The sequence below is a fragment of the Vibrio sp. 1641 genome, from assembly GCF_033339995.1.
Classification (GTDB): domain Bacteria; phylum Pseudomonadota; class Gammaproteobacteria; order Enterobacterales; family Vibrionaceae; genus Vibrio; species Vibrio alginolyticus.
Genome location: NZ_JAWOVP010000013.1, coordinates 20,539 through 47,155 on the forward strand (window position 1 = coordinate 20,539; position 26,617 = coordinate 47,155).

21 protein-coding genes are annotated in these 26,617 nt (G+C 43.0%); 9 read left to right on the plus strand and 12 right to left on the minus strand.

The features are described from left to right. Positions 1 to 65: 65 nt before the first annotated feature. The 5 genes from R7Z47_RS19410 to R7Z47_RS19430 all read right to left on the minus strand — a co-directional run bounded on the left by R7Z47_RS19410 (position 66) and on the right by R7Z47_RS19430 (position 5,301). Positions 66 to 728: a Bax inhibitor-1/YccA family protein gene (locus R7Z47_RS19410; protein WP_025766607.1), complete on the minus strand. Its 663-nt coding sequence runs from the start codon at positions 726 to 728 to the stop codon at positions 66 to 68. 249 nt (positions 729 to 977) lie between these two features. Next, on the minus strand, positions 978 to 1,727 hold the full coding sequence (locus tag R7Z47_RS19415) for an amino acid ABC transporter ATP-binding protein (protein WP_005377400.1): 750 nt from the start codon (positions 1,725 to 1,727) through the stop codon (positions 978 to 980). 23 nt (positions 1,728 to 1,750) lie between these two features. Next, positions 1,751 to 2,848, minus strand: coding sequence for an amino acid ABC transporter permease (locus R7Z47_RS19420; protein WP_104979214.1), 1,098 nt, complete (start codon positions 2,846 to 2,848; stop codon positions 1,751 to 1,753). 1 nt (position 2,849) lies between these two features. Continuing rightward, positions 2,850 to 4,055 carry an amino acid ABC transporter permease gene (locus R7Z47_RS19425; protein ID WP_005377402.1) on the minus strand — a complete coding sequence of 402 codons (1,206 nt, stop codon included), beginning with the start codon at positions 4,053 to 4,055 and terminating at the stop codon, positions 2,850 to 2,852. 217 nt (positions 4,056 to 4,272) lie between these two features. Further along, on the minus strand, positions 4,273 to 5,301 hold the full coding sequence (locus R7Z47_RS19430) for an amino acid ABC transporter substrate-binding protein (protein WP_206959242.1): 1,029 nt from the start codon (positions 5,299 to 5,301) through the stop codon (positions 4,273 to 4,275). A gap of 460 nt (positions 5,302 to 5,761) precedes the next feature. Here R7Z47_RS19430 and R7Z47_RS19435 point away from each other — a divergent pair, with 460 nt between their 5' ends. Continuing rightward, entirely contained in the window at positions 5,762 to 6,682 is a 921-nt protein-coding gene (locus tag R7Z47_RS19435; RefSeq protein ID WP_005390199.1) for a bifunctional precorrin-2 dehydrogenase/sirohydrochlorin ferrochelatase, read from the plus strand. 101 nt (positions 6,683 to 6,783) lie between these two features. Here R7Z47_RS19435 and R7Z47_RS19440 read toward each other — a convergent pair whose 3' ends face one another. Continuing rightward, complete coding sequence (locus tag R7Z47_RS19440; RefSeq protein ID WP_005377415.1) at positions 6,784 to 7,266, minus strand: YajQ family cyclic di-GMP-binding protein; 483 nt, start codon at positions 7,264 to 7,266, stop codon at positions 6,784 to 6,786. Positions 7,267 to 7,287: 21 nt separating this feature from the next. Beyond that, positions 7,288 to 8,346 (minus strand): 3-deoxy-7-phosphoheptulonate synthase, encoded by a 1,059-nt coding sequence (locus tag R7Z47_RS19445; RefSeq protein WP_005390197.1) that lies wholly within the window; start codon positions 8,344 to 8,346, stop codon positions 7,288 to 7,290. Positions 8,347 to 8,720: 374 nt separating this feature from the next. On the opposite strand from R7Z47_RS19445, the gene R7Z47_RS19450 reads away from it, so the two are divergent. Then, on the plus strand, positions 8,721 to 9,218 hold the full coding sequence (locus R7Z47_RS19450; RefSeq protein WP_005377418.1) for a DUF4442 domain-containing protein: 498 nt from the start codon (positions 8,721 to 8,723) through the stop codon (positions 9,216 to 9,218). Positions 9,219 to 9,251: 33 nt separating this feature from the next. On the opposite strand, the gene R7Z47_RS19455 is transcribed toward R7Z47_RS19450, so the two are convergent. Then, entirely contained in the window at positions 9,252 to 10,604 is a 1,353-nt protein-coding gene (locus tag R7Z47_RS19455; RefSeq protein ID WP_005377421.1) for a hypothetical protein, read from the minus strand. Between the two features lie 192 nt (positions 10,605 to 10,796). Here R7Z47_RS19455 and R7Z47_RS19460 point away from each other — a divergent pair, with 192 nt between their 5' ends. Next, on the plus strand, positions 10,797 to 11,630 hold the full coding sequence (locus R7Z47_RS19460; protein ID WP_017633794.1) for a S1 RNA-binding domain-containing protein: 834 nt from the start codon (positions 10,797 to 10,799) through the stop codon (positions 11,628 to 11,630). Between the two features lie 282 nt (positions 11,631 to 11,912). Here the strand turns inward: R7Z47_RS19460 and rsmF are convergent, their stop codons facing one another. The 4 genes from rsmF to R7Z47_RS19480 form a co-directional block, all read right to left on the minus strand. Further along, a complete protein-coding gene (gene rsmF, locus R7Z47_RS19465) occupies positions 11,913 to 13,349 on the minus strand; it encodes a 16S rRNA (cytosine(1407)-C(5))-methyltransferase RsmF (protein WP_213903945.1) in 1,437 nt (478 codons plus the stop codon). A gap of 150 nt (positions 13,350 to 13,499) precedes the next feature. Beyond that, positions 13,500 to 16,148, minus strand: a complete 2,649-nt coding sequence (locus R7Z47_RS19470) for an MlaD family protein (protein WP_017634276.1) — start codon at positions 16,146 to 16,148, stop codon at positions 13,500 to 13,502. Further along, a complete protein-coding gene (locus tag R7Z47_RS19475; RefSeq protein ID WP_005377429.1) occupies positions 16,141 to 17,391 on the minus strand; it encodes a paraquat-inducible protein A in 1,251 nt (416 codons plus the stop codon). Before R7Z47_RS19475 ends, R7Z47_RS19470 begins: the two co-directional genes overlap by 8 nt. A 24-nt stretch (positions 17,392 to 17,415) precedes the next feature. Continuing rightward, complete coding sequence (locus tag R7Z47_RS19480) at positions 17,416 to 19,212, minus strand: ABC transporter ATP-binding protein (protein ID WP_017634277.1); 1,797 nt, start codon at positions 19,210 to 19,212, stop codon at positions 17,416 to 17,418. A 92-nt stretch (positions 19,213 to 19,304) separates the two neighbouring features. Between R7Z47_RS19480 and R7Z47_RS19485 the strand changes: the two genes are divergently transcribed. The 6 genes from R7Z47_RS19485 to R7Z47_RS19510 all read left to right on the plus strand — a co-directional run bounded on the left by R7Z47_RS19485 (position 19,305) and on the right by R7Z47_RS19510 (position 26,503). Next, positions 19,305 to 19,778 carry a GAF domain-containing protein gene (locus tag R7Z47_RS19485; protein WP_005377433.1) on the plus strand — a complete coding sequence of 158 codons (474 nt, stop codon included), beginning with the start codon at positions 19,305 to 19,307 and terminating at the stop codon, positions 19,776 to 19,778. A 97-nt stretch (positions 19,779 to 19,875) separates the two neighbouring features. Next, on the plus strand, positions 19,876 to 20,502 hold the full coding sequence (proQ, locus tag R7Z47_RS19490; RefSeq protein WP_005377435.1) for an RNA chaperone ProQ: 627 nt from the start codon (positions 19,876 to 19,878) through the stop codon (positions 20,500 to 20,502). A 17-nt stretch (positions 20,503 to 20,519) separates the two neighbouring features. Then, positions 20,520 to 22,526, plus strand: a complete 2,007-nt coding sequence (gene prc / locus R7Z47_RS19495) for a carboxy terminal-processing peptidase (RefSeq protein WP_017634279.1) — start codon at positions 20,520 to 20,522, stop codon at positions 22,524 to 22,526. Between the two features lie 194 nt (positions 22,527 to 22,720). Then, a complete protein-coding gene (locus R7Z47_RS19500; RefSeq protein ID WP_182016347.1) occupies positions 22,721 to 23,386 on the plus strand; it encodes a hypothetical protein in 666 nt (221 codons plus the stop codon). A gap of 226 nt (positions 23,387 to 23,612) precedes the next feature. Continuing rightward, a complete protein-coding gene (pepN, locus tag R7Z47_RS19505; RefSeq protein ID WP_318130549.1) occupies positions 23,613 to 26,219 on the plus strand; it encodes an aminopeptidase N in 2,607 nt (868 codons plus the stop codon). Positions 26,220 to 26,284: 65 nt separating this feature from the next. Continuing rightward, a complete protein-coding gene (locus R7Z47_RS19510) occupies positions 26,285 to 26,503 on the plus strand; it encodes a DUF2835 domain-containing protein (protein WP_005377440.1) in 219 nt (72 codons plus the stop codon). The last annotated feature ends 114 nt before the right edge of the window (positions 26,504 to 26,617 follow it).

A 26,617-nucleotide genomic window follows, 5' to 3' on the forward strand; every position in this document is an offset into this window, starting at 1 on the left:
GCACACAAAGAAAAAGCCCGAAGGAATTACCTTCGGGCTTTTTGATTCTACTTAACGAGAAACGATTAATCGTCGTTCATAATACCTAGAATGCTTAGTAGGCTGATGAAGATGTTGTAGATTGATACATACAAAGTTACTGTCGCAGAGATATAGTTTGTTTCACCGCCACGAATAATGCTTTGTGTTGTCATCAGGATCGCCATAGTAGAGAAAATGATAAACAAGCTGCTCAACGCCAAGTGTAACAGGGTTGATTGAATAAAGAAGCTTGCAATCATGCCCACAACCAGCACAACAAATAGTGATAGCATTAAGCCACCCATCATCGATAGGTCACGTTTCGTTGTTAGTGCGTATGCCGATGCTGCCATGAAAGATAGTGCCGTACCACCGAGTGCGGTTAATACGATATCGCCCATGCCTGCACCGATGTACATGTTTAGAATAGGGCCAACGGTGTAACCTAAGAAGCCAGTAAATAGGAACGTAAACACAAGGCCAAGACTGTTGTTACGGTTTTTTTCTGTTAAGAATAATAGGCCGTAGAAACCAACCAGCATTAGGATGATACCTGGATGTGGAAGGTTAAATGCCATTGCAACGCCAGCAACGACTGCCGACCATAAAAGTGTCATTGAAAGTAGAGCGTAAGTATTACGCAATACTTTGTTCGTTTGTAGAGCACTTTCTTGAGTTGAAGTGCGGGTAAACATTGGACTGTTCATAATCTTCCTCGATAAGAGACTTTCTTTTAAGTACATTTATGGGATTGAAAGTTCAAAAAATCAAGCCCTAACCATACGTAACTTAGATAAAATAATAATAGAAATAAGATGTTATGTATTTGGCAACTTGTAACACAATATTACTGCCTAGCATAGCTATGTTGATTCTTACACAGATTTTTGAATTTAGTAACAAAAAGCACTGGCTTCATAGAAACCAGTGCTTTTTTATGTCGATTCGGCTAAATCTTAGTGGTGTAAGATTTGCGCTAGGAAGTTTTGGGTCCTATCCGATTGAGGATTCTCAAAGAAGTCGACCGGGTTGTTTTCTTCGATGATCTCTCCTGCGTCCATGAATATCACGCGATCGGCAACCTCTTTAGCAAAGCCCATTTCATGTGTCACACATAGCATAGTCATGCCTTCCTCGGCGAGTTCGACCATTACATCCAGTACTTCGCGAACCATTTCCGGGTCGAGTGCAGATGTTGGCTCATCAAAAAGCATGACTTTAGGGTTCATACACAAAGAGCGAGCAATCGCCACACGTTGTTGCTGGCCACCAGACAGCTGACCGGGATACTTCTCCGCTTGGTCTGGAATTTTTACACGTTCCAGATATTTCATCGCAACCGCTTCTGCCTCATCTTTTGGCATCTTCTTCACCCAGATAGGCGCGAGCGTACAGTTTTCCAGTACGGTTAAATGAGGGAAGAGATTAAAGTGTTGAAAGCACATGCCCACTTCTCGGCGTACTGCTTCAATGTTCTTTAAGTCTTCAGTTAATTCCGTACCAGAGACGTAAATGCTGCCTGCTTGGTGCTCTTCAAGGCGGTTAATACAGCGAATCATCGTTGATTTTCCCGACCCAGATGGGCCACAGATAACGATTTTCTCGCCGCGCTTAACGTCGAGGTTAATATTTTTTAGTACGTGAAACTCACCATACCATTTATTCATGTCCTTCAATTGGATCATGTAATCTTGTTGTTGCGTCATAATACGTCCTTGATCTTGATGAGTTATCGTTTGTGACCGGTATGAAGTTTGTTTTCAAGCCATATCGAATAGCGTGACATGCCAAAACAAAATACCCAAAACACTAACGCGACAAATACATAACTTTCTGTAGCAAAGCCTAACCATTCAGGGTCGGTGTTTGCTGCTTGCCCTATACCGAGTACGTCAAACATACCAATGATGAGTACCAAACTGGTGTCTTTAAACAAACCGATGAAGGTGTTCACGATAGAAGGAATAGTAATCTTTAGCGCCTGTGGCAAGATAATCAGCCCAGTCTTTTTCCAGTAACTTAACCCAAGCGCATCAGCGGCTTCATATTGACCTTTCGGAATGGCTTGTAGACCACCGCGTACCACTTCTGCCATGTAAGCGGAGGCAAACATAACCACACCTATAAGGGCGCGAATCAGTTTATCTGTCTCTGAGCCTTCAGACATAAACAATGGAAGCATAACCGAAGCCATGAACAAAACCGTAATCAGAGGAACGCCACGCCAAACTTCAATGTAGACGGTACAAATGCTGCGAATGATCGGCATCTCTGAACGTCTACCAAGCGCAAGAACCACACCAATTGGCAATGAAACTACGATACCAACTAGCGCAATAATGAGCGTAACGAGTAGTCCACCCCACTTGTGTGTATCTACCACTTCTAGTCCAAAGACACCACCGTATAAAAGTCCAGCGATGATGAATGGGTAGATGTTTACGAAGAAAAGCCAAATCCACATCCGTTTCGGTGTCTTCTCATACGCGAGTAAAACAGTAAATATGGCTAATGTGATATAGAACAGGCGAGGGCGCCATAGTTCGGACTCTGGATAAAAACCATACATGAACTGCTCCCAGCGCACGCTGATAAATACCCAGCAAGCACCATCTCTGCTACAGTCGTCACGCGTTGAGCCAATCCAGTCTGCGTTAATAAACGCCCAATCCACGATATACCATATTGCAGTTACGACAATATACGCAAGAATGACAGTAACAATGGAATTGACAGGGCCATTAAATAGATTTTTCCGCATCCAACCAACGAAGCCTACAGTATTGGCGGGTGGTGGGAGATCCGGTTGAAATTGATGAGTACTCATATTATCTCTCCACCAGCGCGACTTTACGGTTATACAAGTTCATTAATGCAGACGTAATCAGACTTAATGTCAAGTACACGCCCATCGTCATCGCAATGATCTCAATCGCTTGTCCCGTTTGGTTCAGGGTAGTACCAGCAAACACAGAGACAAGATCTGGGTAACCAATCGCCATCGCTAACGATGAGTTTTTGGTGAGGTTGAGATATTGACTGGTTAAAGGTGGAATAATAATTCGTAACGCTTGAGGAATGACAACAAGCTTTAAAGTTTTCGAGCGTGGTAAGCCTAGCGACATCGCTGCTTCGGTTTGACCATGGCTAACCGCATTAATACCAGAGCGCACAATCTCAGCAATGAAAGAAGCTGTATAAACACTCAATGCCAAAAGTAGCGCAGCCAGTTCAGGAATAATGCTAATACCACCTCGGAAGTTAAACCCTTTTAGTTCAGGATAATTCAGTGAAATTGGCATACCAGCAAGGAAGTACACAACCAATGGAAGGCCAACAACTAAACCCAAAACTATTCTTCCCATTGGGGTTTGTTGCCCAGTGAGACGTTGCTTATTATTCGCCCATACATTAATTAATAAGCTTGCGATTACCCCGAAGATTAACGCGGCAATAACGTAGCTACTGCCAGGTTCCATAGTCGGTGCAGGGAAATATAAGCCACGAACGTTCAGGAAAATAGCTTCACCAAGACTTAAGCTTTGGCGTGGTGAGGGTAATGCTTGAAGAACAGCGAAATACCAGAAGAATATTTGCAGAAGAAGTGGGATATTTCGGAAAGTTTCGATATAAACTGCCGCTAAACGACTAACTAACCAGTTAGAAGAAAGGCGGGCAACCCCCATGGTAAAGCCAATCACAGTAGCCAGAATAATACCTAATACGGAGACTAACGCCGTATTAAGAAGGCCGATGATAAATGTTCTACCGTAAGAGTACGTTTCATCGTATTCAATTAATGTTAACCCAATACCAAACCCGGCTTCTTGATTCAGAAAACCGAAGCCCGTTGCAATACCACGAGCATCTAAGTTATTGAGAGCGTTGTTTACAATCGTGTAAAAGAAAAATACCAGTGCAGCAATGGCAATGATCTGGAAAATAGCAGAACGAAAGGCAGGATTATAAATCAGGCTCTTGCTTCCGCTTGGTTTGGACATCGTACTTGGCGATGCATCTTGTGTCGGTTTCATACAGCGATAACCTCAAACCTTAGTTATAGATATCGGCCTGTATAACGAAGTTTCGTCCTTGCTGGCTAAAGAATAACGCTCCATGTCTGGTGACGTACGAACCTTTAAAGCCGTTCCACCAAGCGAGCGCTTTTCGCCATCCAATGAGCGATCCTTACTCATACAGTGAGATATAATCAAGAAAAAGGGCGGCATGAACCGCCCTGATTAACTCTTTCTATCGGATTGGTGGCGCGTACATAAAGCCGCCTGCATTCCATAGCGCATTAACGCCACGAGAGATTTCTAACGGCGAACCAGCACCGACTGTACGTTCGAAGCTTTCACCATAATTACCAACTTGTTTGATAACTTGGTAGCCCCAATCGTCACGAATACCCAAACCTTTGCCTTTAGGGCCATCAACACCGAGGATACGTTTGATGTTTGGATCTGTTGACTTCAGCATTTCATCCGCATTCTTCGAACTAATACCGTATTCTTCAGCGTTAATCATCGCAGACAATGTCCACTTAGCGATGTTAAACCATTGATCATCGCCTTGACGAACGACTGGACCTAGTGGCTCTTTAGAGATGATTTCTGGAAGAACGGCCGCAGAGGACGGATCTTTCAAATTCAAACGCAGTGCATAAAGGCCAGATTGGTCAGTTGTTAATACGTCACAGCGTCCCGCATCAAAACCTTTCGAAGTTTGCGCAGCTGTGTCGAATACCACTGGTTTGTACGCCATGCCTTGGTTGCGGAAATAATCTGCAAGGTTTAGCTCGGTTGTTGTACCTGATTGAACACATACCGACGCACCATCAAGCTCTTTAGCACTTGATATACCAAGTTCCTTCTTCACCATAAAGCCTTGACCGTCGTAGTAGTTCACACCTACGAAGTTTAGGCCCAGTGCAGTGTCACGGTGGAGAGTCCAGGTCGTGTTACGGGAAAGCACATCAATCTCACCAGATTGAAGCGCAGTGAAACGTTCTTTTGCGGTTAGGGGTACATATTTAACTTTCGTTTTATCCCCAAGAACGGCTGCAGCCAGTGCTTGGCAATATTCTACGTCGATACCTTCCCATTCGCCTTTTGAGTTAGGGTTAGAGAAACCAGGTAGACCGGTACTTACGCCACAAGTAAGAAAGCCTTGTTTTGTGACTTTGTCCAGAGTAGTGTCTGCTGCTTGAGCTGATGTTGCCATCATCGCAGTAGAAGCCGCTACGACGGAAGCAAGAACTGTGAGTTTATTTGCCATTTGTATCCTTCCTGTATGATCCATGTTTAATCAGGAGTGACCTGAAATAACGTGTCCAATTCGTTAGAGTTATCGTCCTACGTGATTGATTTTCGAAGAAACGGCATTCGATAGATCAACCAGTTATAAGCGTAGGAAAGGATCTGTTAATTCTCAAATATATAATTTAAATGAAGTTTTGAGAGAACTTACAAAGTGCCTTGAGATTTAGAATGACGAAATGTTAATTGTTTGTAAATAGTGCAATTCATGGACAATTTGGTGCATCAGAACAATCAATAGAAGAGTGAACAATACAAAAGAATAAAAAGTTGTTATTAAAACTGTCATTAGCTGAGCAAGGTGAAGTTTAGTAAAAATTCAAACAAAAATTATTTGTGATACCGAAACAGGGTGATGAGCTTGCCCCATTTTTGGTAGCATGGTCTACAACAGCTAATTAGAGTAATCATGGATTGAAATGCGATATTTTCCTCTGTTCTTAGATTTAATTAATAAACCCGTTCTCGTCGTGGGTGGCGGTGAGGTGGCAAGCCGAAAGGTGGAAGCGTTGCTAAAGGCTGGGGCGGATGTGACTATCGTTTCTCCGACGTTGGTTGATTTTCTGTCTAAGCTTGCTTCTGAGCATCAACTGCGCTGGGTACAACGTTTCTATTCGAGTGACATTGTCACTAAAAGCTTTGTTCAAGTGTGGGCGACGACAGACAATCCTGAGCTAAATCACCAAGTGTACAAAGATGCCAAAGAGCTAGGCATCTTGGTTAACGTTGTGGATGATAAGCCTTATTGTGATTTCATCACGCCGTCTATGATTAATCGTGGCCGCATCCAAATCGCTATCTCTAGTGGTGGAGCTTCGCCAGTTTTAATTCGAAACATCCGTGAAAAACTTGAATCGATACTGCCACAAAACATGGGGTTGATGGCGGATTTTGCTAACTCAAAGCGAAACTCAATTAAAGAGGCATTGCCTAGCGTCGATTTACGCCGTAAGTTTTGGGAGCAATTCTTCTCGAATCCCGAGGTTGAAAACGCACGAGATAATCGAGAGTTAGAAGCAATTTACCAAGCGACCATGGCAACACCTTTAGATGAAAAGGGAAGTTGTACTTGGGTTCATGTTGGGAAAGATGTTGAGATGTTGCCAATAAAAGCCGTACGCTATATGCAACAAGCGGAGCTGGCTCTGTACTCAACTCGATGTGAAGCGAATGTGTTAGAACTAATACGAAGAGATGCAGAAAGAGAAGCTTTCTCGAGCGCTGCTGAGCTTTCGGATATGCTGGCCAAGGCTAAAGCTGAAAAGCTTCGAATTTGCGTGTTCATACCACAAGGAACGAGCGAATTCGTATTGCTGCAAGGGCAGGACTTAGTTATCTAGCAATGCCAAATGCTAAAGTGGATACGTAGTTCGTTACACTAAAGCCAATAAAAAACGCCAGCGGATTATGCGCTGGCGTTTTTATTTACTTCTCAGATTGATTAATCACGGAAGTTGTTAAACTGGAATGGGATACCCATCTCTGCTTCACGAATCGCTGCCATTGTCGCTTGCAGGTCGTCGCGTTTCTTACCAGTAACACGTACTTTGTCGCCTTGAATAGAGGCTTGTACTTTTAACTTTGCGTCTTTGATAAGTTTCACTACTTTTTTCGCCGTTGGAGTATCAATACCTTGGCGGAAAAGCAGAGTTTGGTGCCAGTTTTTACCAGTAACGTCTGGGTCTTGTGCATCCATTGCGTTCGCGTCAATGTTACGCTTCGCTAAGTGGCCGCGTAAAATATCGCGCATTTGCTTAAGTTGGAAGTCACCTTCCGCAGACATTTTTACGTTTTCTTCTACTAGCTCAAAGCTCGCATTTACGTTGCGGAAATCGAAACGAGTAGACAATTCACGGTTAGCGTTATCAACGGCGTTACGTAGTTCAACCGTATCGATTTCAGAAACAATATCAAACGATGGCATGAAGATTCCTTGATTATTTTGTTATAGGGACTTTCGGGACTTAACAGCGCTTGCCAGCATATCTAGCATTGTAGCAGTGTCTTCCCAACCTAGGCATGGATCTGTAATAGACTGACCATACGTTAGGTTATTGATGTCAGTCATTGGCTGATTGCCTTCAAGAATAAAGCTTTCAGCCATGATACCCGCAATACGAGTGCTGCCTGACTTAATTTGGTTACAAATGTCCTGAGCTACGTCGATTTGTTTTCTGTGTTGCTTCTGACAGTTTGCATGGCTGAAATCCACAACCAAACGTTGTGGCAATCCAAACTCAGCTAAAGCATCACATGCTTGTTTGACTGATGCTTCATCAAAGTTAGGGCCTTTTTCTCCACCGCGCAGAATAATATGACCGTAAGGGTTGCCACTTGTGCGGTAAACCGTCATTCGACCGTTCTTATCTGGCGAGTAGAAGTAATGCGATGCTTTCGATGCGCGAATTGCATCAATTGCAATTTTTACGTTGCCATTTGTGCCATTTTTGAAACCAACTGGGCAAGATAGTGCCGACGCCATTTCACGGTGAATTTGTGATTCCGTTGTGCGAGCACCAATCGCGCCCCAAGTGATCAAATCCGCGATGTATTGACCAGTGATCATATCAAGAAACTCAGTAGCAGTCGCAAGACCAAGCTTGTTGATATCCAGTAGTAGTTTACGAGCTTTATGAAGACCAGCTTCAAGTGCGTAAGAACCATCTAGGTTAGGGTCCGTAATCAAACCTTTCCAACCAACTACTGTACGAGGCTTTTCAAAGTAAGTACGCATCACGATAAACAGTTCGTCTTTGTACTTGTCTTGGATTTCACTCAGGCGAGTGGCGTAATCAATGGCAGCTTCAGTGTCGTGAACGGAACACGGACCTACAATCGCAAGAAGGCGATCGTCTTCACCCGATAAAATGTTTTCAATCTGACGACGAGATTGAGCGATACGGTCTGCAACGTCATCCGTAATAGGATGTACACTACCTAGCTCTGCTGGGGTAGGCATTGGACCCAAAGGCTGGGTTCTCAATTCATCTGTTTTTATAGGCATGTTATAGCTTTATTCTCTATTGCGAAGGGGTAAAGATAACGGAATTACAGGCAGGAATAAACCGTTTCACGGGAATCTTCGCCAGGAAATACCGAATTGTATACAAAGGTGTAGGTATTCATTTAAATGACTTATGTATAAATGACAAAACTTGATCATTAAATCAATATATATATACATTTGAATTTATAACCATTTTATCTATCTCGCTGTAAGGTAATCTAAGTAACTGCGATAAACTTCATACCTTACGGGTGACGCCGTCACTTTGTGAGGGTTAAATAACTCGTGAGATCGAGCTTTTGTTAACATTTCTTTGACATCTATTTCTTTCGTTGATTAACTGGTCTGACTAGATTGGTAAGGAGACCAAAATGTTATCAGCTCTACGTCGTGCGAATTTGTATCTAAATCTGTTTGGCTTTTCGAAAGTGCCGCTGATTTGGCTTTGCCACCCTAAAATCATTGCGATAGATAGCAAGCATGTTGAGGTTCGTATCCCATTGCGCAGAAGAACGAAGAACCACCTGAATAGCATGTATTTCGGCGCTTTAGCCGTTGGCGCTGATGTTGCTGGTGGTTTTCTTGCTATGAGTAAAGCGCAAGAAAAGGGAGAAGCGATCTCGCTAGCATTTAAAGGTGTGAAAGCCGAGTTTTTAAAGCGCCCGGAAGCCGATGTGCACTTTGTTTGTAACGATGGTCATGTCATTGATGAGATGCTCGAGCACACCTTGGCAACAGGTGAACGAGTAAATCGTGACGTAAAAATTGTCGCGCTGTGTCCTAACTTACATGGTGACGAGCCAATGGCTGAATTCTCGCTTACTCTTTCGATAAAAAAAGCAGCCCAACAAAGAAAAGAGGCTGCCTAGTGGTTTGTGGCTCGTTTGTTTAAAGGCGTTGGCTTAATTGAGTTCAATCTTCTCGATAGAGACGATTTTGGAGCGATTTAAGACCACTTTCCAGCGGTAATAAACAGGCTCATCGGTGTGGTTGTCCTCTTTGACAATCACATTGAGCAAATGACGTTTCTCTACTGACTCTTTGGTTACTTGACCTTCATTTAAACGGTAAACTCGATTTGAGCTTTTATCCATCAAGCGGATGATAGGGCGTAAACTGATGTTCAATGTTTCTCTCGTTTGTTCGTAACCACTCAAGAAAAGAGAGGTCGCCATTTCGGTTTTCTCGTGATAATGAAGAATCTGCTCTTCACGTTGAACGACGCGTTTTTTACGTATTCTTTGAATCTTATCCGGCAAGCTACTTAAGGTACGATAATCGAGCCACTCCAATTTTTTGCCAACCACTTTTTTCGTCGTTGGATCAACATACTTCTTACGCCATTTTGGCTTGCCTTTACGGATCCATCGCCACATAGCATCGCGTAAATCATCTTTAAAGATTTCTCGTAAAGCGTAAATAAAAGACATCGCGATAATGAATGAGGCAGAAATTTCCCCCAGATAATCGCGAGCGAGAATCACGGTAGAGGTCACGACAACCATAACTAAACCGGTTGCAATGCCTTTGATTGCACGCTTGATGTTGTTACCCATCGATATGGTTTCTTCACGAAGCACGATAGGGTGTTCAATCAATCGCCTTAGCAAGCGCATTTTGTTAGATAAGCGAGTAACGTCTTCAACGACTCTTGATGAGTTGTATTTGTTGAGTTTACGATGGGCTTGCTCTTTCTCACATAGCGTGATCAGGCGCTTCTTGATCGTGCCATAGTCGCCTTCACGTGGTAGGTGGGCCACCAGTGACAGGAACTTTTGCTCGGTATACCAAGACAGATAGTTATCGATGTTAACGTAGTAGCGTTTTAAGTTCTCTTCGTAAGGAATAGAACGCCGCAAGCGCTTTAAGATCTCAAGCGTGAGCTCGATAACTTCGTCCACTTCATCTTCCGTTACGGAGTTGTTCTCATGTTTGTTTAAACTTGCTACCGCTTTGTCTAGCGCGATAACGTATTGGTAAGCGAACAAACTCAAACTTACTCGGTATTGCTGATTCGACAGGCGTCCACGTTTGGCAAGTCGACTGTGTACTAGCGGAAGAAGGATTTCAGTACTGTAATAAGATCGTTGCTGTGTTATTGAGGTGTAATAAAATTCGGATTCACTGATGATATCGGCGTTTAAACCAAGCTCACCAGGTATAAAAAAGTAAATATCTAGGTCGACACTTTTGCTCTTTGCGAGTGCATGACTGATTTTTAATGTTATTGAGTCTTGTTTATCGACGGTGACCAAAGAAAGCTCCTGACTTTGCTAAAGCATTCTTAACTTATGCGTTCCGTTGAGCAGATAAGTATAAGAGTGCTAAAAGAGTGACTGGGGCATATAGCTGAACGACAACAGCATAACAGAGCACTATGCTTTTCTCTCTGATTTTCTTGTTAGTTTAGGTATAATTCCACGTAAATTTAAAAAGAGACAAAATCAATGATTAAAATTGGTCAAATTAACAGCTTAGAAGTCATTAAAAAGGCTGATTTTGGCGTATTTCTGGATGGCGATGATTACGGTTCTGTTCTACTACCTAGTAAGTATGTACCAGAGGGTACTGAAATTGGTGAGCATGTAGACGTATTTCTGTACTTCGATTCAGAAAGCCAACTTGCTGCGACCATTGAAAGACCAATTGCCCAAGTGGGTGAATGGGGTTTAATGAAGATTGAGGGTGTGAATGCGACAGGTGCTTTTGTAAATTGGGGCATCAAAGAAAAGGACTTACTGATTCCTTTTAGTGAGCAACGCACTCGCTTCTCTGCCGGACAAACCATTTTAGTGTATGTTTATACCGACAAAGCGTCAGGTCGCATTGTTGGTACGACTAAGTTCAATAAATGGTTAGATAAAACTCCAGCGAATTATGAAGTTAACGAACAAGTTGATTTGATCATCGCAGAGCGTAGTCAACTTGGTTATAAAGCTATCGTTAACGGTAAGCATTGGGGCATGATTTTCCCATCGGATGTTTTTGGTAAGCTTTACATCGGTAAAAAGCTGAAAGGCTTTATTAAGCACATTCGTGAAGATGGCAAAATCGACCTTGCTCTACAAAAAGTTGGTGTGGCGAAAATGGACGATCTTTCTAGTAAGATCCTTGACCTGCTAGAGAAGAAAGGCGGATTTTTGCCTTTGAATGACAAGTCGTCTCCTGAAGCGATTTTTGATGCTTTCCGCACAAGTAAAGGGACTTATAAAAAGACCATCGGTGGCTTATACAAGCAGGGTAAAATTGTCATTGAGAAAGACGGTATTCGTCTAGCGTAGTCCTAACTCACGTATAGCGGATCTGCAGCCAAAAAAACGGCCCAAACTTTTCCTTTTTTTGGGCCTAGGGGAAACGGCTCCGCAGAGCCTGCGCTAAACTTGTCCAACAATAATTTTGTTGGTGAACATAGAGAGAAATGCCACATCAAAGCATTACTTTGATACAACTAGTTTAGTACAGCGTATCCGGATCGCTAGCGAGCCCAGTTGCTTTCATACTTACGAATTAAAAAGCCATCGCAAATACGATGGCTTTTCATTTATTTATGATTCGCTACTTCTTTAAAATAAGTTCTTATCTCGTACTAATTCGCGAGGAAGACCATTCTTTATTCGGTTGCTTACCCACTTGCCAAGGCCAATAACTGCGCCTTGATAGGTGACAAGTACTTCGCCTTTACCTGTTTTCATTCCCTCAAGAATGGTTTGTGGGCGAACATCACGCCCCATGTACCATTCGCGCGCTTCTTCAATACTGAGTTCAATGGCGTTGCTTTCAGAACCTGTCGCCAGGGCAGTCGCGACTTGGTGTTGCCAACGGTAGCCATTTTTATGGGCTTCCGCGATCTTTATACCCATACGGGAGAAGCGTAATTCGCCGATCATCGGTTCTAAAGCATTAGGGAATAACCAGACATCTTTATCGCGAAGCCATACAGAACTGTCATTTGGAAGTTTAATACCTAACGCGCTTTGGAGTTGTTGAGCAATTTCTGTCGATTCTTTTTTTGAAGTTTTAGCAAAGGGGAATTTCCCCATGCGCTTTTTGACTTCTGGCGCCTCAACAGCAGCCAGTTTGCGAATTCTTGCAACAAAGAACCCTTCACAGTCGTAGACCTGCGGGAAAATATGCAAAAAGCCTTCTTCAGTTAGAGCTGCCTCCGCGTTCTCAAACAAGTTCTCAAGGCTTTCAAACTCTACAGCATCCCCAAAGGTTTCTTTCAAGTGATGACAAACTTGTTGGTTTTCTTCTGTACTGAGCGTACATGTTGAGTAAACCATCACACCACCGGGCTTTAATGCATGGAAGGCGCTTTCAATAAGATCTTTCTGCGTGTCAGCGATGTCGAGTACGGAAGCTTGCGTCCAGTTTTTCATCGCATCTTCGTCTTTGCGAACGGTGCCTTCTCCAGAGCAAGGCGCGTCGAGCAAAACCGCATCAAATTGTTCTGGTAGCCAACCGCCAAAAACGCGTCCATCGAAGTTACTTAGTGCGGCGTTACGTACCCCACAACGTTCCACATTAGCGTGCAGTACTTTTACACGACTTGCGGCGTATTCATTGGCCACAAGTACACCTTCGTTGTTCATTAAAGCTGCAATTTGAGTGGTTTTTGAGCCTGGAGCGGCTGCGGTATCTAACACGGCATCGTAAGATTCATCATTCATAAACAGAGCAGATACCGGCATCATCGAACTGGCTTCTTGAATGTAGAATAAGCCAGACATGTGTTCTGCTGTGTTGCCTAATGGTACAACTGACTCGTCCGCTTCAATCCAAAACCCCGTGTCACACCAAGGCACAGGAGAAAGCTTCCAGCCTTTTGTTTCTGCTCGTTCTAAAAACGCTTCAACGCTGATCTTCAACGTATTAACTCGAATACTCTTGCGCAGTGGCTTTTGGCACGATGCGATAAAGTCTTCCATGTTGAGGTGAGCTGGAAGGATAGTTTGGATTTTTTCCAGAAACGCGTCTGGGATGTAAACATTAGGATGCAATGTGGGATCTCGTTTGCAGAATTTGTGGCAAATAATATACGAAAGCGAAGCAGAAACGAATAGTGACAAGGGCCGAGCAATAAAAAAGAGCAGCGATTGCTGCTCTTTTAAGGTACTCAAACTTCAATTGTACGTGAATTGAGCTTTATTCTACGGCTTAGGAATCGCAGTACGCCATTGAGTCCAACCTTCTTCAGCTTGTGGATACAAAAAGAAAGATTGCCCACTTTTTGCCGCTGGTGGAATAGTCGATTGCTCTGGCGTTGAAAACGCAATTCCTCCGCGAACTAAACTATCAAATGTGCCTGCTTTGATGTTCGCGCCAGTAAGCCCGATGGAGACATCTACTCCTGAAACATTCCAAAACACGCTGTTTTGACGAACGAGGTAAGCATATTCAGGCTGTATTTTGATAGTCGTGACGATGCGATCAGCAAATTCTCCTAGGCTTACGTCGGTCACTTGGCCAACTTCCATCTGGCGGTAAAGAATAGGGGTACCGACTTGTACTGAGCCTCTTTGTTCACTTTGTAACGTAAACATGATTCCATGCACGCGTTCTGAACTATTTTCTAACTGAAAATCAAATTTGGCTTTACCTTTACCTGGTTCAACACTGATGGATTTCGACACCAACGCTCCGAGGTTTTTAACGCCACCTAAACCAATTTCTGGTTCAGTTAGCCAAAAATGTGAACCTTCAACTGCAATGTTTTCTACGTATTCAGGTAGGATTCTTGCAGTGACTTCAACCATGTTACGACGAAAATTCGGTACAACCAGAGTGATTTCACCAACTTTAACACCTTGATATTCAATCGGCATTCCTTTAGCAATCTCTTGCGAACCGTCGGTTTCTAAAGCAATGACGCGCCCAAACTTGCGAGCGGTTTTTTGATCAGAATACAGCTTCCAGTTTTCTCCGATTTTGTTTTCAACGCCTGGTACGGAGTCAAAAGCGATGCCACCTTCGATTAACGATTTTAAAGGGTGCGCTTTTACACTAACTCCGGCTAATGATGCATCTATCTCGATCCCTGAACGATTCCAAAAAACGGTTTGTGGCGTTACAAGATAAGCGAAGCGGTTTTCGATGGTAGCCTTAATTAGTACTCCGCCATCAACTAGTTGGAAATCGGAGACGTTACCAACTGGAAGATTACGATAGAGTAGAGGACTGCCTTTGGAAATCGGCGGCAATTCAGAAGCAAATAGTGTTAGCGCCCTAGAGCCACTTTGATTGTACTGCGCCAATTCAGCCAATGATTCATTTTGGAACAGCTGATACTCTTTTTGAATATCCTGCTTGCCTTCGCTCACAAAACTAATTGACCCGGTTAACAACTGCTTTGCTGGAGGAACGGTAACGCTGAGCCCGGATTCAGTTAACTCTGCTGATGCACTGCCGGTTACATAAAAACGATTGTTTGATTTGATCAGATGTTTGTATTCATGGTCAATCAATACATCCATAAATACTTCGTGTTGTGATTTTTTATCTTCCTTAACTAGGCCCACTTTGATGATTGAACCAACAACGATGCCTTTATAAAGTACATTGGCACCGCTATCTAGGCCAAACGAATTGTCGGACACCAACCGAATCGCGATGGACTTTTCTTGCTGTTGGTTAAACACGTTTTTACGAATGGCAGTAAAGCGGCGAGAGCGTTCACCTGCGCCCGGCACGATCGTTAAGAAGTTTCCTCGCACTAAATTAGCAATGTTTTCAACACCAGAAAGGGACACTTTTGCTTCTTCTAAAACAAATCGAGTACCTGTCGTCAGCATGTCACTAAAAGCGGGTTGAATTGCCGCTGACGCCAATATCACTTCTCGGCCTTCGGAAAGGCTCAAGTCCGTAACTTGGCCAATTTCGATTCCGCGATACATAATTGGAGCGCCTTCTCCGCTGATCTTGCTGTCATCAGGTAGGACGATTTTAACCGCGATGCCTCGACCAGCAGTTTTCAAATCTTTATACAAACGGAACTCGGTGTTCTCTTCTACAGGCTCACCATCATCCGGAGAGTCGACGGCGATGGCGCCACCTAGTAAGGCACTCATGCTTTCTAGTCTTACATCGACACCTTCAAAACCGATGCTGGCACCAATTCCACTGACGTTCCAGAATCGACTGCGGTTGTTAATGATATGTCGGTATTGATCCTGAATGTTGGCTTGAATAGTGATAGATTTTGCATCTTCATCTAGCTGGTAACTGTACACTTCACCGATTGGGATTTTCTTATAAACAATTTGAGAGCCAACCGATACACCACCTAAATCACGGCTTTTGAGCTTAATATTCAAACCTTGAGAAACGCGTAAATCTGTTGGGGCAGAGTCTAACGCATGGAATGTTGTCTCAAACTCTTGACCATCTCCGGGTTGAATCGAGATGTAGTTACCTGAGACGAGCGCATCCAGTCCGGAAACTCCCGTTAGGCTAGCTGTTGGTTTTACTAACCAAAAGCGTGTTTTATCGTTCAGTAACTTTGCAGCTTCAGGATAGATATCAGCATCGACATAAATACTGCCGAGATCTTCGGTGAGGTTAATGTCTCTTACCATGCCGACTTCTAATCCTTGGTAACGGATAGTGGTTCGGCCGGCGACAAGACCAGCGGCATCAGAAAAATAGATTTGCACTCGTTGTCCTGCATCGTGTATCGACTTCACAACAAGCCAGCCAGCTAAGACCATGGTCAAAATTGGCAACAGCCAAAGAGGAGATATGCCTTTACTCCGCTTTACATCTGGTACGTATGACGTTTGAGAACTGTTCTGATCACTCATTCATTGACTCTTTTTCTGATTGTTTTGGGCTTGTTTGGTCCCAGATTAGCCTTGGATCAATACTTTCTGCTGCAAGCATGGTCAATACAACGACAACACCAAATGCTACCGCGCCATATCCTGGTGTGAAATCCAGTATCTGACCACGATCGACTAACGTCATCATGATAGAAATAACAAACAAATCCATCACAGACCATTTACCGATCCATTTAACAACAAAGTAAACCATCATTCGTTGTCTCTTAAACACCGAACGTTTGAATTGGATGCAAAGCATGATGTAGGCGAGCCCAAGTATTTTAATCACCGGTACAACGATACTGGCAACAAAAATGATCGCAGCGATTCCATACATGCCGCTTTTTACCAAACCAGCCACGCCTGAAAAAATAGTGTCCTCCAAACGCTTACCATTGGTAAGCAAGATGGAAATAGGGATCAGGTTAGCAGGGAAGATGGCGACCGTTGCTGCGATGAGGTAAGCCCATGTTTTCTGAATGGAGTTTGGCTTACGATGATATAACTCGTGATGACAACGCTGGCAATGGTCACCTTCAGGTTGGGACAAGTGGCATTCATGGCAATGCACATCTTTATGCTCAAAAGCATATAAACTTTCTGGCTTCCAAGCTTCCCAATAACGACGCACGCTGATTCTTGAAACTAACAAAACGGTAAATATCTGCAAAAGAACCAGACCAATTAACCCTGGACCGACGAAAATGTCGGAATAATCTTGGAGTTTAAAACAGGAAATGGCGATGCTAACTAAGAACACATCCAACATAACCCAATGCTTCAAATGTTGAATTAGCCACAGTGAGATACGAAGCCCACGGAACCATCGTTGATGTAAAGAAATATGCGCCGTTACCACTGAAACACAAACCGTCAGTGGCGCAAGAGAGCTACAAAATAGAATGAGCAATGAAAGAAGAACAAATCCTTCTTCCATCAATGTGATCATCCCTGAAGGTAGGGTTGCCGGAATCATCACACCAAAGAGTCGGATGCTAATAAAGTTAAAAAAGTGCGATGGAATAAATAGTAGGATGCAGGTTATCGCGACGGCTAGATTACCAGAGAGGCTAGGGCTACCTCCGCGATATAATTGCGTACCACAACGAGGGCAGTGTGCATTTTTGCCATGGGGTAAGTCGACGATGTCGACAGGCAATTCACAACCTTGGCACAAACGTACGTTATTGGGTTGCATGGCGTGCTTAGACAGAGAGGTCATAACGACCTCTCTAGCTTGAACGATTTAAGCGTGGGACTGTATGCCCCCATATAAGGTTTGATATAAGCCTTCTTGCTCAACTAACTCACCATGAGTACCTGTTTGCGTCACTTTCCCATCTTCAAGCACGTAGATCAAATCGGCTTGTTTAACAGCGGATAGTCGGTGCGCAACGATTAATGTTGTTCTACCACGTAAGAACTCGGTCAGTGCTTTGTGTAAAGCCGCTTCAGTAGCGGTATCTAGCGCAGACGTGGCTTCGTCTAAAATTACAAATTGAGGATTACTCAGCACCATTCTGGCAATGGCAAGCCGTTGTCGTTGACCTCCTGACAAACGAATGCCATTACGACCAACTTGAGTATCCAAGCCGTGGTTAAGTTGAGAAATTACATCTTGCAGCTGAGCCACTTCAAGCGCACGCCAAAGTGACATTTCGTCAAAATTACCACCAAGCGTTAGATTATGCCTCAAGGTGTCGTTAAATAGTATAGGTTGCTGTAATACCACGGCAATTTTGTCGCGAATTACTTCAAAGCCAATATCTTCTGTTAATTCATCATTAAAGCGAATGCTACCGGAGTTTTGACGGTAAACCCCAATAAGTAATTGTATCAAGGTCGACTTACCACCGCCGCTTGCACCAACTAACGCCACTTTCTTTCCTGCCGGCATATGTAAAGAAAGATTATCTAGGACTTTGTTTTCATTATTGTAAGAGAAATTAATGTTTTCTACTTTAACGTCAACTTCTCTACCTTCTTTGAAAGGATTTACCTTAGGAACCGGTCTCTGCTCTTCTTCTAACTCTAATAAGTCGTTGATGCGTTTTAATGCGGCTTTAGCGCTGTACCAAGAAAACTGAATCCCAAGCAACTCTTGAACAGGAGACAGCATGAACCATAGGTAACCAAAAACGGCAAATATTTGGCCAATAGTAAGGTCACTGAACATGACCATTAACATTGCGACAGCTCTGAATAATTCAAAGCCGATCAAAAAGAGAAGGAAAGAAACGCGACCAGCCGCTTCAGATTGCCAAGCATACTTGTCTGCATCAACGCGAACTTGGTTCGCACTGTCTTTGAGTTGTTGGAGGAATTCTCGCTCTTTATTGGCTGCGCGTAGTTGGTAGATTCCATCTAATGTTTCAACCAAACGGTTTTGGAAAATTTCAAAAGAATGATTTTCCTTCCGTTTCAGATGTTTAACCATACTGCCTAGTTTACGTGAGAAGTAAATGACAATAGGGTTAACTAACAGGATAAACAGACCAAGTCGCCAATCGAGCCAAAGTAGAACGATAGCAGTACCAATAACAGTCAGAAAACTGATAACGAATTTTGCTAACGTAGAACCAATAAATTTATCAATGGTCTCAATGTCAGTGATAAGGTGTGCGTTGATTCCTCCGCTACCTTTGGTTTCGTATTGTCGGATGCTGATACGGCCGAGTTTGTCGATCATTTTACTGCGCATCTCAAACGTGATGGTTTTTGAAACAAGCGTAAATTGTCGGCTTTGAAGGATATTTAATCCTTGGCTCGCAGCTCGCATAAGAACAACCAAGAACAGGGTGAAGAAAATATAGCCTGTCGGAGTGTGCCACGCTTCAGGGAGAATGGCATTCATGGCATCTAAGCCTTTTGCAGGTTGGTCCAATAAGACCTCATCAACCATCAAAGGCATGAGGAGGGGAATTGGAACACTAATCAAGGTTGCAAGCACCGCTATCAAGTTCGCTATGATCAGCTTGGACTTGTGCTTTTTTACTTGTGTTATCAACCAAGAACGGCTAATAGTGTCATTTTTCAGAAGCATTGTAATTGAGAATAAGTCCTATTATAAAGTAGGGCTGCATTTTAGCGCCATACATTGAGAATGGAAGCTTTTATAGTAAGTAGGAAGTTAATATGAACTTAGAACAATACCAAAGACTAACCAAACAAGCTGTTGCTCTAATTGAGTCTGAACCAGACTTTATTGCGAACCTAGCAAACTTGAGCTCATTGCTTTTCATGGAACTTGACGATCTTAACTGGGCAGGCTTTTACCTAACAAAAGGTGAAGAGCTTGTTCTTGGTCCGTTCCAAGGAAAACCAGCTTGTGTTCGTATCCCAATGGGTCGAGGCGTCTGCGGTACTGCTGCACAAACTAATACTATACAAAGAGTATACGACGTTCACGAATTTGAGGGGCATATTGCGTGCGATGCAGCGAGCAATTCAGAAATTGTGATTCCATTTTCTATTAATGGAAAGGTGGTTGGTGTACTTGATATTGATAGTCCAAGTATTGGCCGATTTAATGAAACAGACGAAGAAGGTCTCACTCATTTCATGGTTGAAGTAGAAAAGCTGCTTAATTCACACGCGAACGACGCATAAATTAGCCTTCGAGTGTGGTTTTTCCTTGGCATGTCACTATAATACGAGAATATTTTTTCTTAATGCTCGCGGAAATCCGCTCAAATCAGGACCCCTCATGACTGAAAAGTTAAAAAACAGCAAAGAAGTTATTGCATATATTGCTGAATGTTTCCCTAAGTGCTTTACTTTAGAAGGTGAAGCAAAACCTCTGAAAATTGGTATTTTTCAAGATCTTGCGGAACGTCTAAATGAAGACGAAAAAGTAAGCAAAACACAGCTTCGTGCAGCGTTAAGACAGTACACTTCATCATGGCGTTACCTACACGGTGTAAAACCAGGTGCAGTACGTGTAGACCTAGATGGCAACCCTTGTGGTGAGCTAGAAGAAGAGCACGTTGAACACGCGAAAGCGACACTTGCAGAAAGCAAGGCGAAAGTTCAGGCTCGTCGTAAAGAACAAGCACAAAAAGCTCGTGAAGAGGGTAAGGCGAAAGCGAAACCTGCGGCTAAAAAGCCTCAACAGCCTCGTCGTACTAATAAACCAAAAGTACAAAAACCAACTAAGCCTGTAGAAACGCGCGCTCTAAATGCTGATGAAATCACAGTAGGTAACGCAGTTAACGTGAACATGGGCAAAGGAAACATGGCAGCGACCATTGTTGAAATCAATAAGGATGATGTACGTGTTCAACTTGCTAACGGCCTACAAATGGTTGTGAAAGCGGAGCACTTGCGCGCATAAAGGAGATACTCCTACGCATGAATTGCCGTTCAAAAGTGACCCTGATTGCTGCTAGCTTATGGCTAGCAGCATCAGCTCAGGCTCTTGAAGCCAAACTACATAAAGATGACTTGCCAGTTCTTTCTCCTGAAGTTCAGCATGAAACAGCTAGCAAACGAGTCACCTCGCGATTTACCCGCTCTCATTATAAGCACTTCAGCCTCAATGATGATTTCTCTAAAGCGATCTTTGAACGCTATGTAGAGTTGCTTGATTACAATAGAAATATTTTCACTCAAGCAGACATCGACTCATTTAAAAATTGGTCAGTCGAGCTTGATGATCAGCTTAAATCGGGCAACAACCAAATTGCTTTTGATGTTTACAACCTCTCAATGCAGAAGCGTTTCGATCGCTTTGCTTATGCGTTAACTCTACTCGATGAAGAGATCAAGTTTGATACCGATGACGAGATAGAGTTAGACCGCTCTGAGGCCGCATGGCCAAAAGACGAAGCAGAGCTTAACGAGTTGTGGCGCAAGCGTGTGAAATATGACGCGTTAAATCTGAAACTGACTGGCAAAGAGTGGCCAGAGATTAAAGAAGTTTTAGAGAAGCGTTATAACAACGCGATGAAGCGAATCACACAGACCAACAATGAAGACGCATTTCAGTTGTATATGAATGCCTTCGCGCGACAGGTTGACCCTCATACAAGCTACCTTTCTCCACGTAATGCCGAGCAATTCCAATCGGAAATGAACCTTTCTCTAGAAGGCATCGGTGCCGTTTTGCAAATGACAGACGATTACACAGTAATTCGTTCACTTGTTGTTGGCGGTCCGGCGTCGAAGAGTAAGCAACTTGGTGAAGGGGACCGAATCACTGGTGTTGGACAAGACGGTGAAGAAATTGTCGACGTGATCGGTTGGCGTCTGGATGATGTTGTTCAGTTAATCAAAGGCCCGAAAGGCACAAAGGTTAATCTACAGATCTTGCCAGAAGGTAACGATGCGAAGAGTTACATTGTCACAATTGTTCGTGACAAAGTTCGCTTAGAAGATCGTGCGGTTAAGTCAGAAATCATCGAAAAAGACGGTAAGAAGATTGGTATTTTAGAAGTACCAAGTTTCTACGTCGGCTTATCGAAAGACACCGATAAATTACTAGCTGAGTTGAAAACCAAAAACGTTGACGGCGTAATCGTTGATCTACGTAACAATGGTGGTGGTGCGCTAACAGAAGCGACGGCATTGACAGGTTTATTCATTAAAGAAGGCCCTGTAGTTCAAGTTCGTGACAGCTATGGCCGCATCAAGGTGAATGCCGATACCGATGGAAAAGTGAGTTATGATGGCCCATTGACGGTATTGATTAACCGCTACAGTGCTTCAGCATCTGAAATTTTTGCAGCGGCAATGCAAGATTATAATCGTGCAATCATCTTAGGTGAAAACTCTTTCGGTAAAGGTACAGTTCAGCAACATCGTTCACTGAATCATATTTATGATCTGTTCGATAAAGAGCTAGGTTATGTTCAGTACACGATTCAGAAATTTTATCGTATTGACGGTGGAAGTACGCAAAATCGTGGTGTTGCACCAGATATTTCGTACCCAACGCCAATTGAGGCTTCTGAAACTGGTGAAAGTGTTGAAGACAATGCTTTACCTTGGGATCAGATTGATAAAGCACAATATCAAACGTTTCCAAGTAACGACGCCTTAGTTGAAAAACTTACTGCTCTTCATAACAAGCGTATTTCTGATGAGATGGAGTTCCGCTTTATCAATGAAGACATCGAGAAATATCGTAAAGAAAAAGACGATAATACTTTGTCTTTGAACGAAAAAGTTCGTAAAGCTGAATCGGATAAAGCGGAAGCCCTTCGATTACAACGCATAAATGAACGTCAAGTTGCTTTGGGTAAAAAAGCATTCAAAACATTGGATGACATACCAAAAGACTACGAGGCTCCTGATGTTTATTTAGATGAGTCTGTCGCGATTATGGTCGATCTACTTAAGCAGGAAAATCAGTCATAATAACTGGCAATTTAGAATAAAAAGAGTGAGTCTTTCAGATTCACTCTTTTTTTATGCCTTTTTGTCTTCCGCTGTCTCGATATCGAGCAAGATATTCGCTTATTTTCCCCCAATAATTTACGTGATCTACATCTAAAATTTCGCGAAAGTGAGGACTACTGGCTAAGCTAAAAGAAAACGATAAGGATGCCGATATGAAGTGGTTCTTTATTTTACTTAGCTTTTGCTGCTTTAGTGTGCTTGGTGGAGAAAACACCAGAGAAGATGAATTAAGTCACTTTGACACGCCGTTTCTCATCGGAGACTGGTATTTGATGAACCCAAACCCCGAAGAGTCGGCTGAAAACTTTCGTGCGATCAAACTCTCATTAGGTTCTGACTACAGCTTTTCTATTGATATTCAAAAGAAGGACTATTCCGTTGACCATTGGGAAGGGCTGTATAACGCAAATGAAGACACAATCGTTCTTGGTTTAAACACCGACGAGCCTCAAATTTATGCCTATCGCAACAACCATAATACGCTTGATCTTAATGGTGTAACGTTCACTAAAGGATTATCTAATTCACTTGCAGGTATTTGGTCTAGCTCTCACGTATCTGGTGACGGTCTTGTGGCAAACAACATTAATCAGATGGATTTGATACTTCAACCTGATTTCGTGTTCATGTTTAGGGTTTCGAACGAAGAAGGGGATGAGTCCATCAAACAAGGTGTGTTTTACACAGAAGATGAGTTTTTGGTTCTGTTGTATGAAAATGGCGAGCATGGAACCACGTATAAGCTCAACAAGAATGAGCTAACGATCGAAGATTCCAATGGTGATATGTACGCCGTACTCAATAGAGTTACGCCATGATGCCTTTAACATGCGCCAAATTACACGTGCGTACGGTAAGTCATTAATGTTGTTTAAATGTTAATCAAAAAACGGAGCTAGAGCACTAAAAGCTCCGTTTTTTGATGGAAAGACTTGTATTCTGATACCACAACCCCTACAAATAGCTTATATAGTGATACCAGAACTGCATTTTTGATCATGCAGTCTGGTATTTTTGTTGTTCGACATACAAGGATTTATGCTCATGTCTCAAGCTCCCCTGGCCAAATATCGTAAAGATTATAAAGAGCCATCTCATGTGATTACTGATATCGATCTTACTTTTGATCTATATGACAATGACACAATCGTTACGGCGGTATCAAAAGTTGCTCAAAAAGGCGATACAACAACGCTAGAACTCGATGGCGAAGGGCTTGAGCTACGCGCTGTAAAAGTAAATGGTGAGGATTGGGCTCATCACGAGGTGAAGGAGTCATCGCTGGTACTGACCGATCTTCCATCCGAGTTTGAACTTGAAATCGTCACCAAAATTGATCCTGAAGCGAATACAGCACTCGAAGGTTTGTACAAATCAGGCGGCGCATTTTGTACTCAGTGTGAGGCTGAGGGCTTCCGTCGTATCACGTACTATCTAGACCGTCCGGATGTTCTAGCAAAATACACAACAAAAGTGATCGCAGATAAAGCTGCTTACCCATATTTGCTGAGCAATGGTAACCGAATTGCAGAAGGTGATGCAGAGAACGGTCGTCATTGGGTTCAATGGCAGGATCCGCATCCAAAACCAGCTTACTTGTTCGCCCTTGTTGCTGGCGACTTTGATGTATTGCGTGACAAATATACAACGATGTCAGGTCGCAGTGTTGATTTAGAAATCTTTGTTGATAAAGGTAACTTAGATCGTGCAGGTCATGCGATGACATCGCTGATCAACTCGATGAAGTGGGATGAGGAACGCTTTGGCCTGGAATACGATCTGGATATTTACATGATCGTTGCTGTTGATTTCTTCAACATGGGTGCAATGGAAAACAAAGGCTTGAACATTTTCAACTCAAAATATGTTCTGGCGAACGATCAAACTGCGACAGATCGTGACTATTTAGGTATCGAAGCTGTGATCGGTCATGAGTACTTCCACAACTGGACTGGCAACCGTGTCACTTGTCGTGACTGGTTCCAACTAAGTCTAAAAGAAGGCTTAACCGTATTCCGTGACCAAGAATTCTCTTCTGACTTAGGTTCTCGTGCTGATAACCGTATTGATAACGTACGTATTATTCGTGGTCCTCAATTTGCGGAAGATGCAAGCCCAATGTCTCACCCGATTCGTCCTGACAAAGTCATTGAGATGAATAACTTCTACACGCTAACGGTGTATGAAAAGGGCAGCGAAGTTATTCGCATGTACCATACACTCCTTGGCGAAGAGGGCTTCCAAAGAGGAATGAAACTTTATTTTGAACGTCACGATGGTACCGCCGCGACGTGTGAAGACTTTGTTTCTGCAATGGAAGATGCCACCGGTGTTGATTTAAAACAGTTCCGTTTGTGGTACAGCCAATCGGGTACACCAACGCTGCGCGTAAATAGCGAATACAACGCTGATGCAAAAACTTACGCACTAACGGTAGAGCAATTTACGGAGCCGACGCAAGACCAAGCAGAAAAACAAGCGCTGCATATTCCGTTCGATATCGAGTTGTATGATTCGAAAGGTCGAGTTATCCCACTGGTGATTAACGGTGAATCTGTTCATAACGTGCTGGATGTTAAACAAGATAAGCAAACGTTCGTATTTGAAAATGTCGAAGAACAGCCAGTGCCATCTTTGTTGCGTGAATTCTCGGCACCAGTCAAATTAGAATACGATTACAGCGATGACGAGTTAGTCTTCTTGATGAAGCACGCAACGAACGATTTTGCTCGATGGGACGCTAGCCAAATGCTATTGGCTAAATACATTCGTCAGAATGTGAAAAATGTTAAAGCGGGACAAGAAGTATCACTTTCTGAAGGTGTGATAGATGCTTTCCGCGGTGTGCTGTTGGATGAAACGCTTGAGCCAGCTTTCATTGCTCAAGTTTTCTCTATGCCTTCAATCAATGAGATTACTGGTTGGTACCAGCAAATTGATATCGATGCCGTAGACAAAGTGCTAAACAGCATTACAGTGTCACTTTCTAAGGAATTAGAAGATGAGCTAAGTGCGACTTATCACACGCTTAAGCAAACAGAGTATACGATCGACCATGCTGCAATTGGCAAGCGTGCTTTACGTAACCGTTGCCTTCAGTATCTAGCATATACGGAAAAAGGTAATGATTTAGTCAACGCGCAGTACGCATCTGCAAATAACATGACAGATACGATTGCTGCGATGAGTGCCGCAAATAACGCTCAGCTCGAGTGTCGTGAAGCACTTATGGCTGATTATAGCGATAAATGGAAGCACGATGGTTTGGTTATGGATAAGTGGTTTGCACTTCAAGGTAGCAATCCTGCAGAGGATGCTCTTGAAAAAGTAAAAGCAACCATGAACCACGAAGCATTTAGTTTGAAAAATCCGAACCGTACGCGCAGCTTAATTGGCTCGTTCTTAAGTGCGAACCCTGTACGTTTCCATGATAAATCCGGTGTAGGTTACCAGTTTGCCGGTGAAATTCTTCGCCAACTAAATGATTCGAACCCACAAGTAGCTTCTCGAATGATTGATCCTTTGCTTAAGTTCCGTAAATACGATGAAGCTCGCCAAGCAATGATTCGTGCAGAACTTGAAAAGCTCAAAGCAATGGATAATCTTGCTAAAGATCTATTCGAAAAAGTGACTAAAGCACTAGACGAATAGTAAACAACACAATAGGGTGGTCATTAAGACCACCTTATTTGTTTATGTCACTTAGTTTTCACTTCATGAACTATTACTACTTCAATCTCAACATTTCATATCAAACGTTTTTATCTCATTATTCTGGTGCGGCAAGTGTTGTTCAAGTTGTCACACACAACGGTTTGCGTTTGCAGTTACCCGCCGCGAGATTTAGACCATTTCTTAGTCAATTGGGCGTTAGAGGCCAGTTTAGACTAACAACTGACCAAAATAATAAGTTTCTTAAGTTAGAAACTCTGTGATGTATTGTATTTGCAGAGAGTTAAATAGGAATCTTAGTCACAGAATCGGACATTTCACCTCTTACCACTACGATTAGTTGTTAAACATTTGTAATTATGCTTTTACAATGGGCA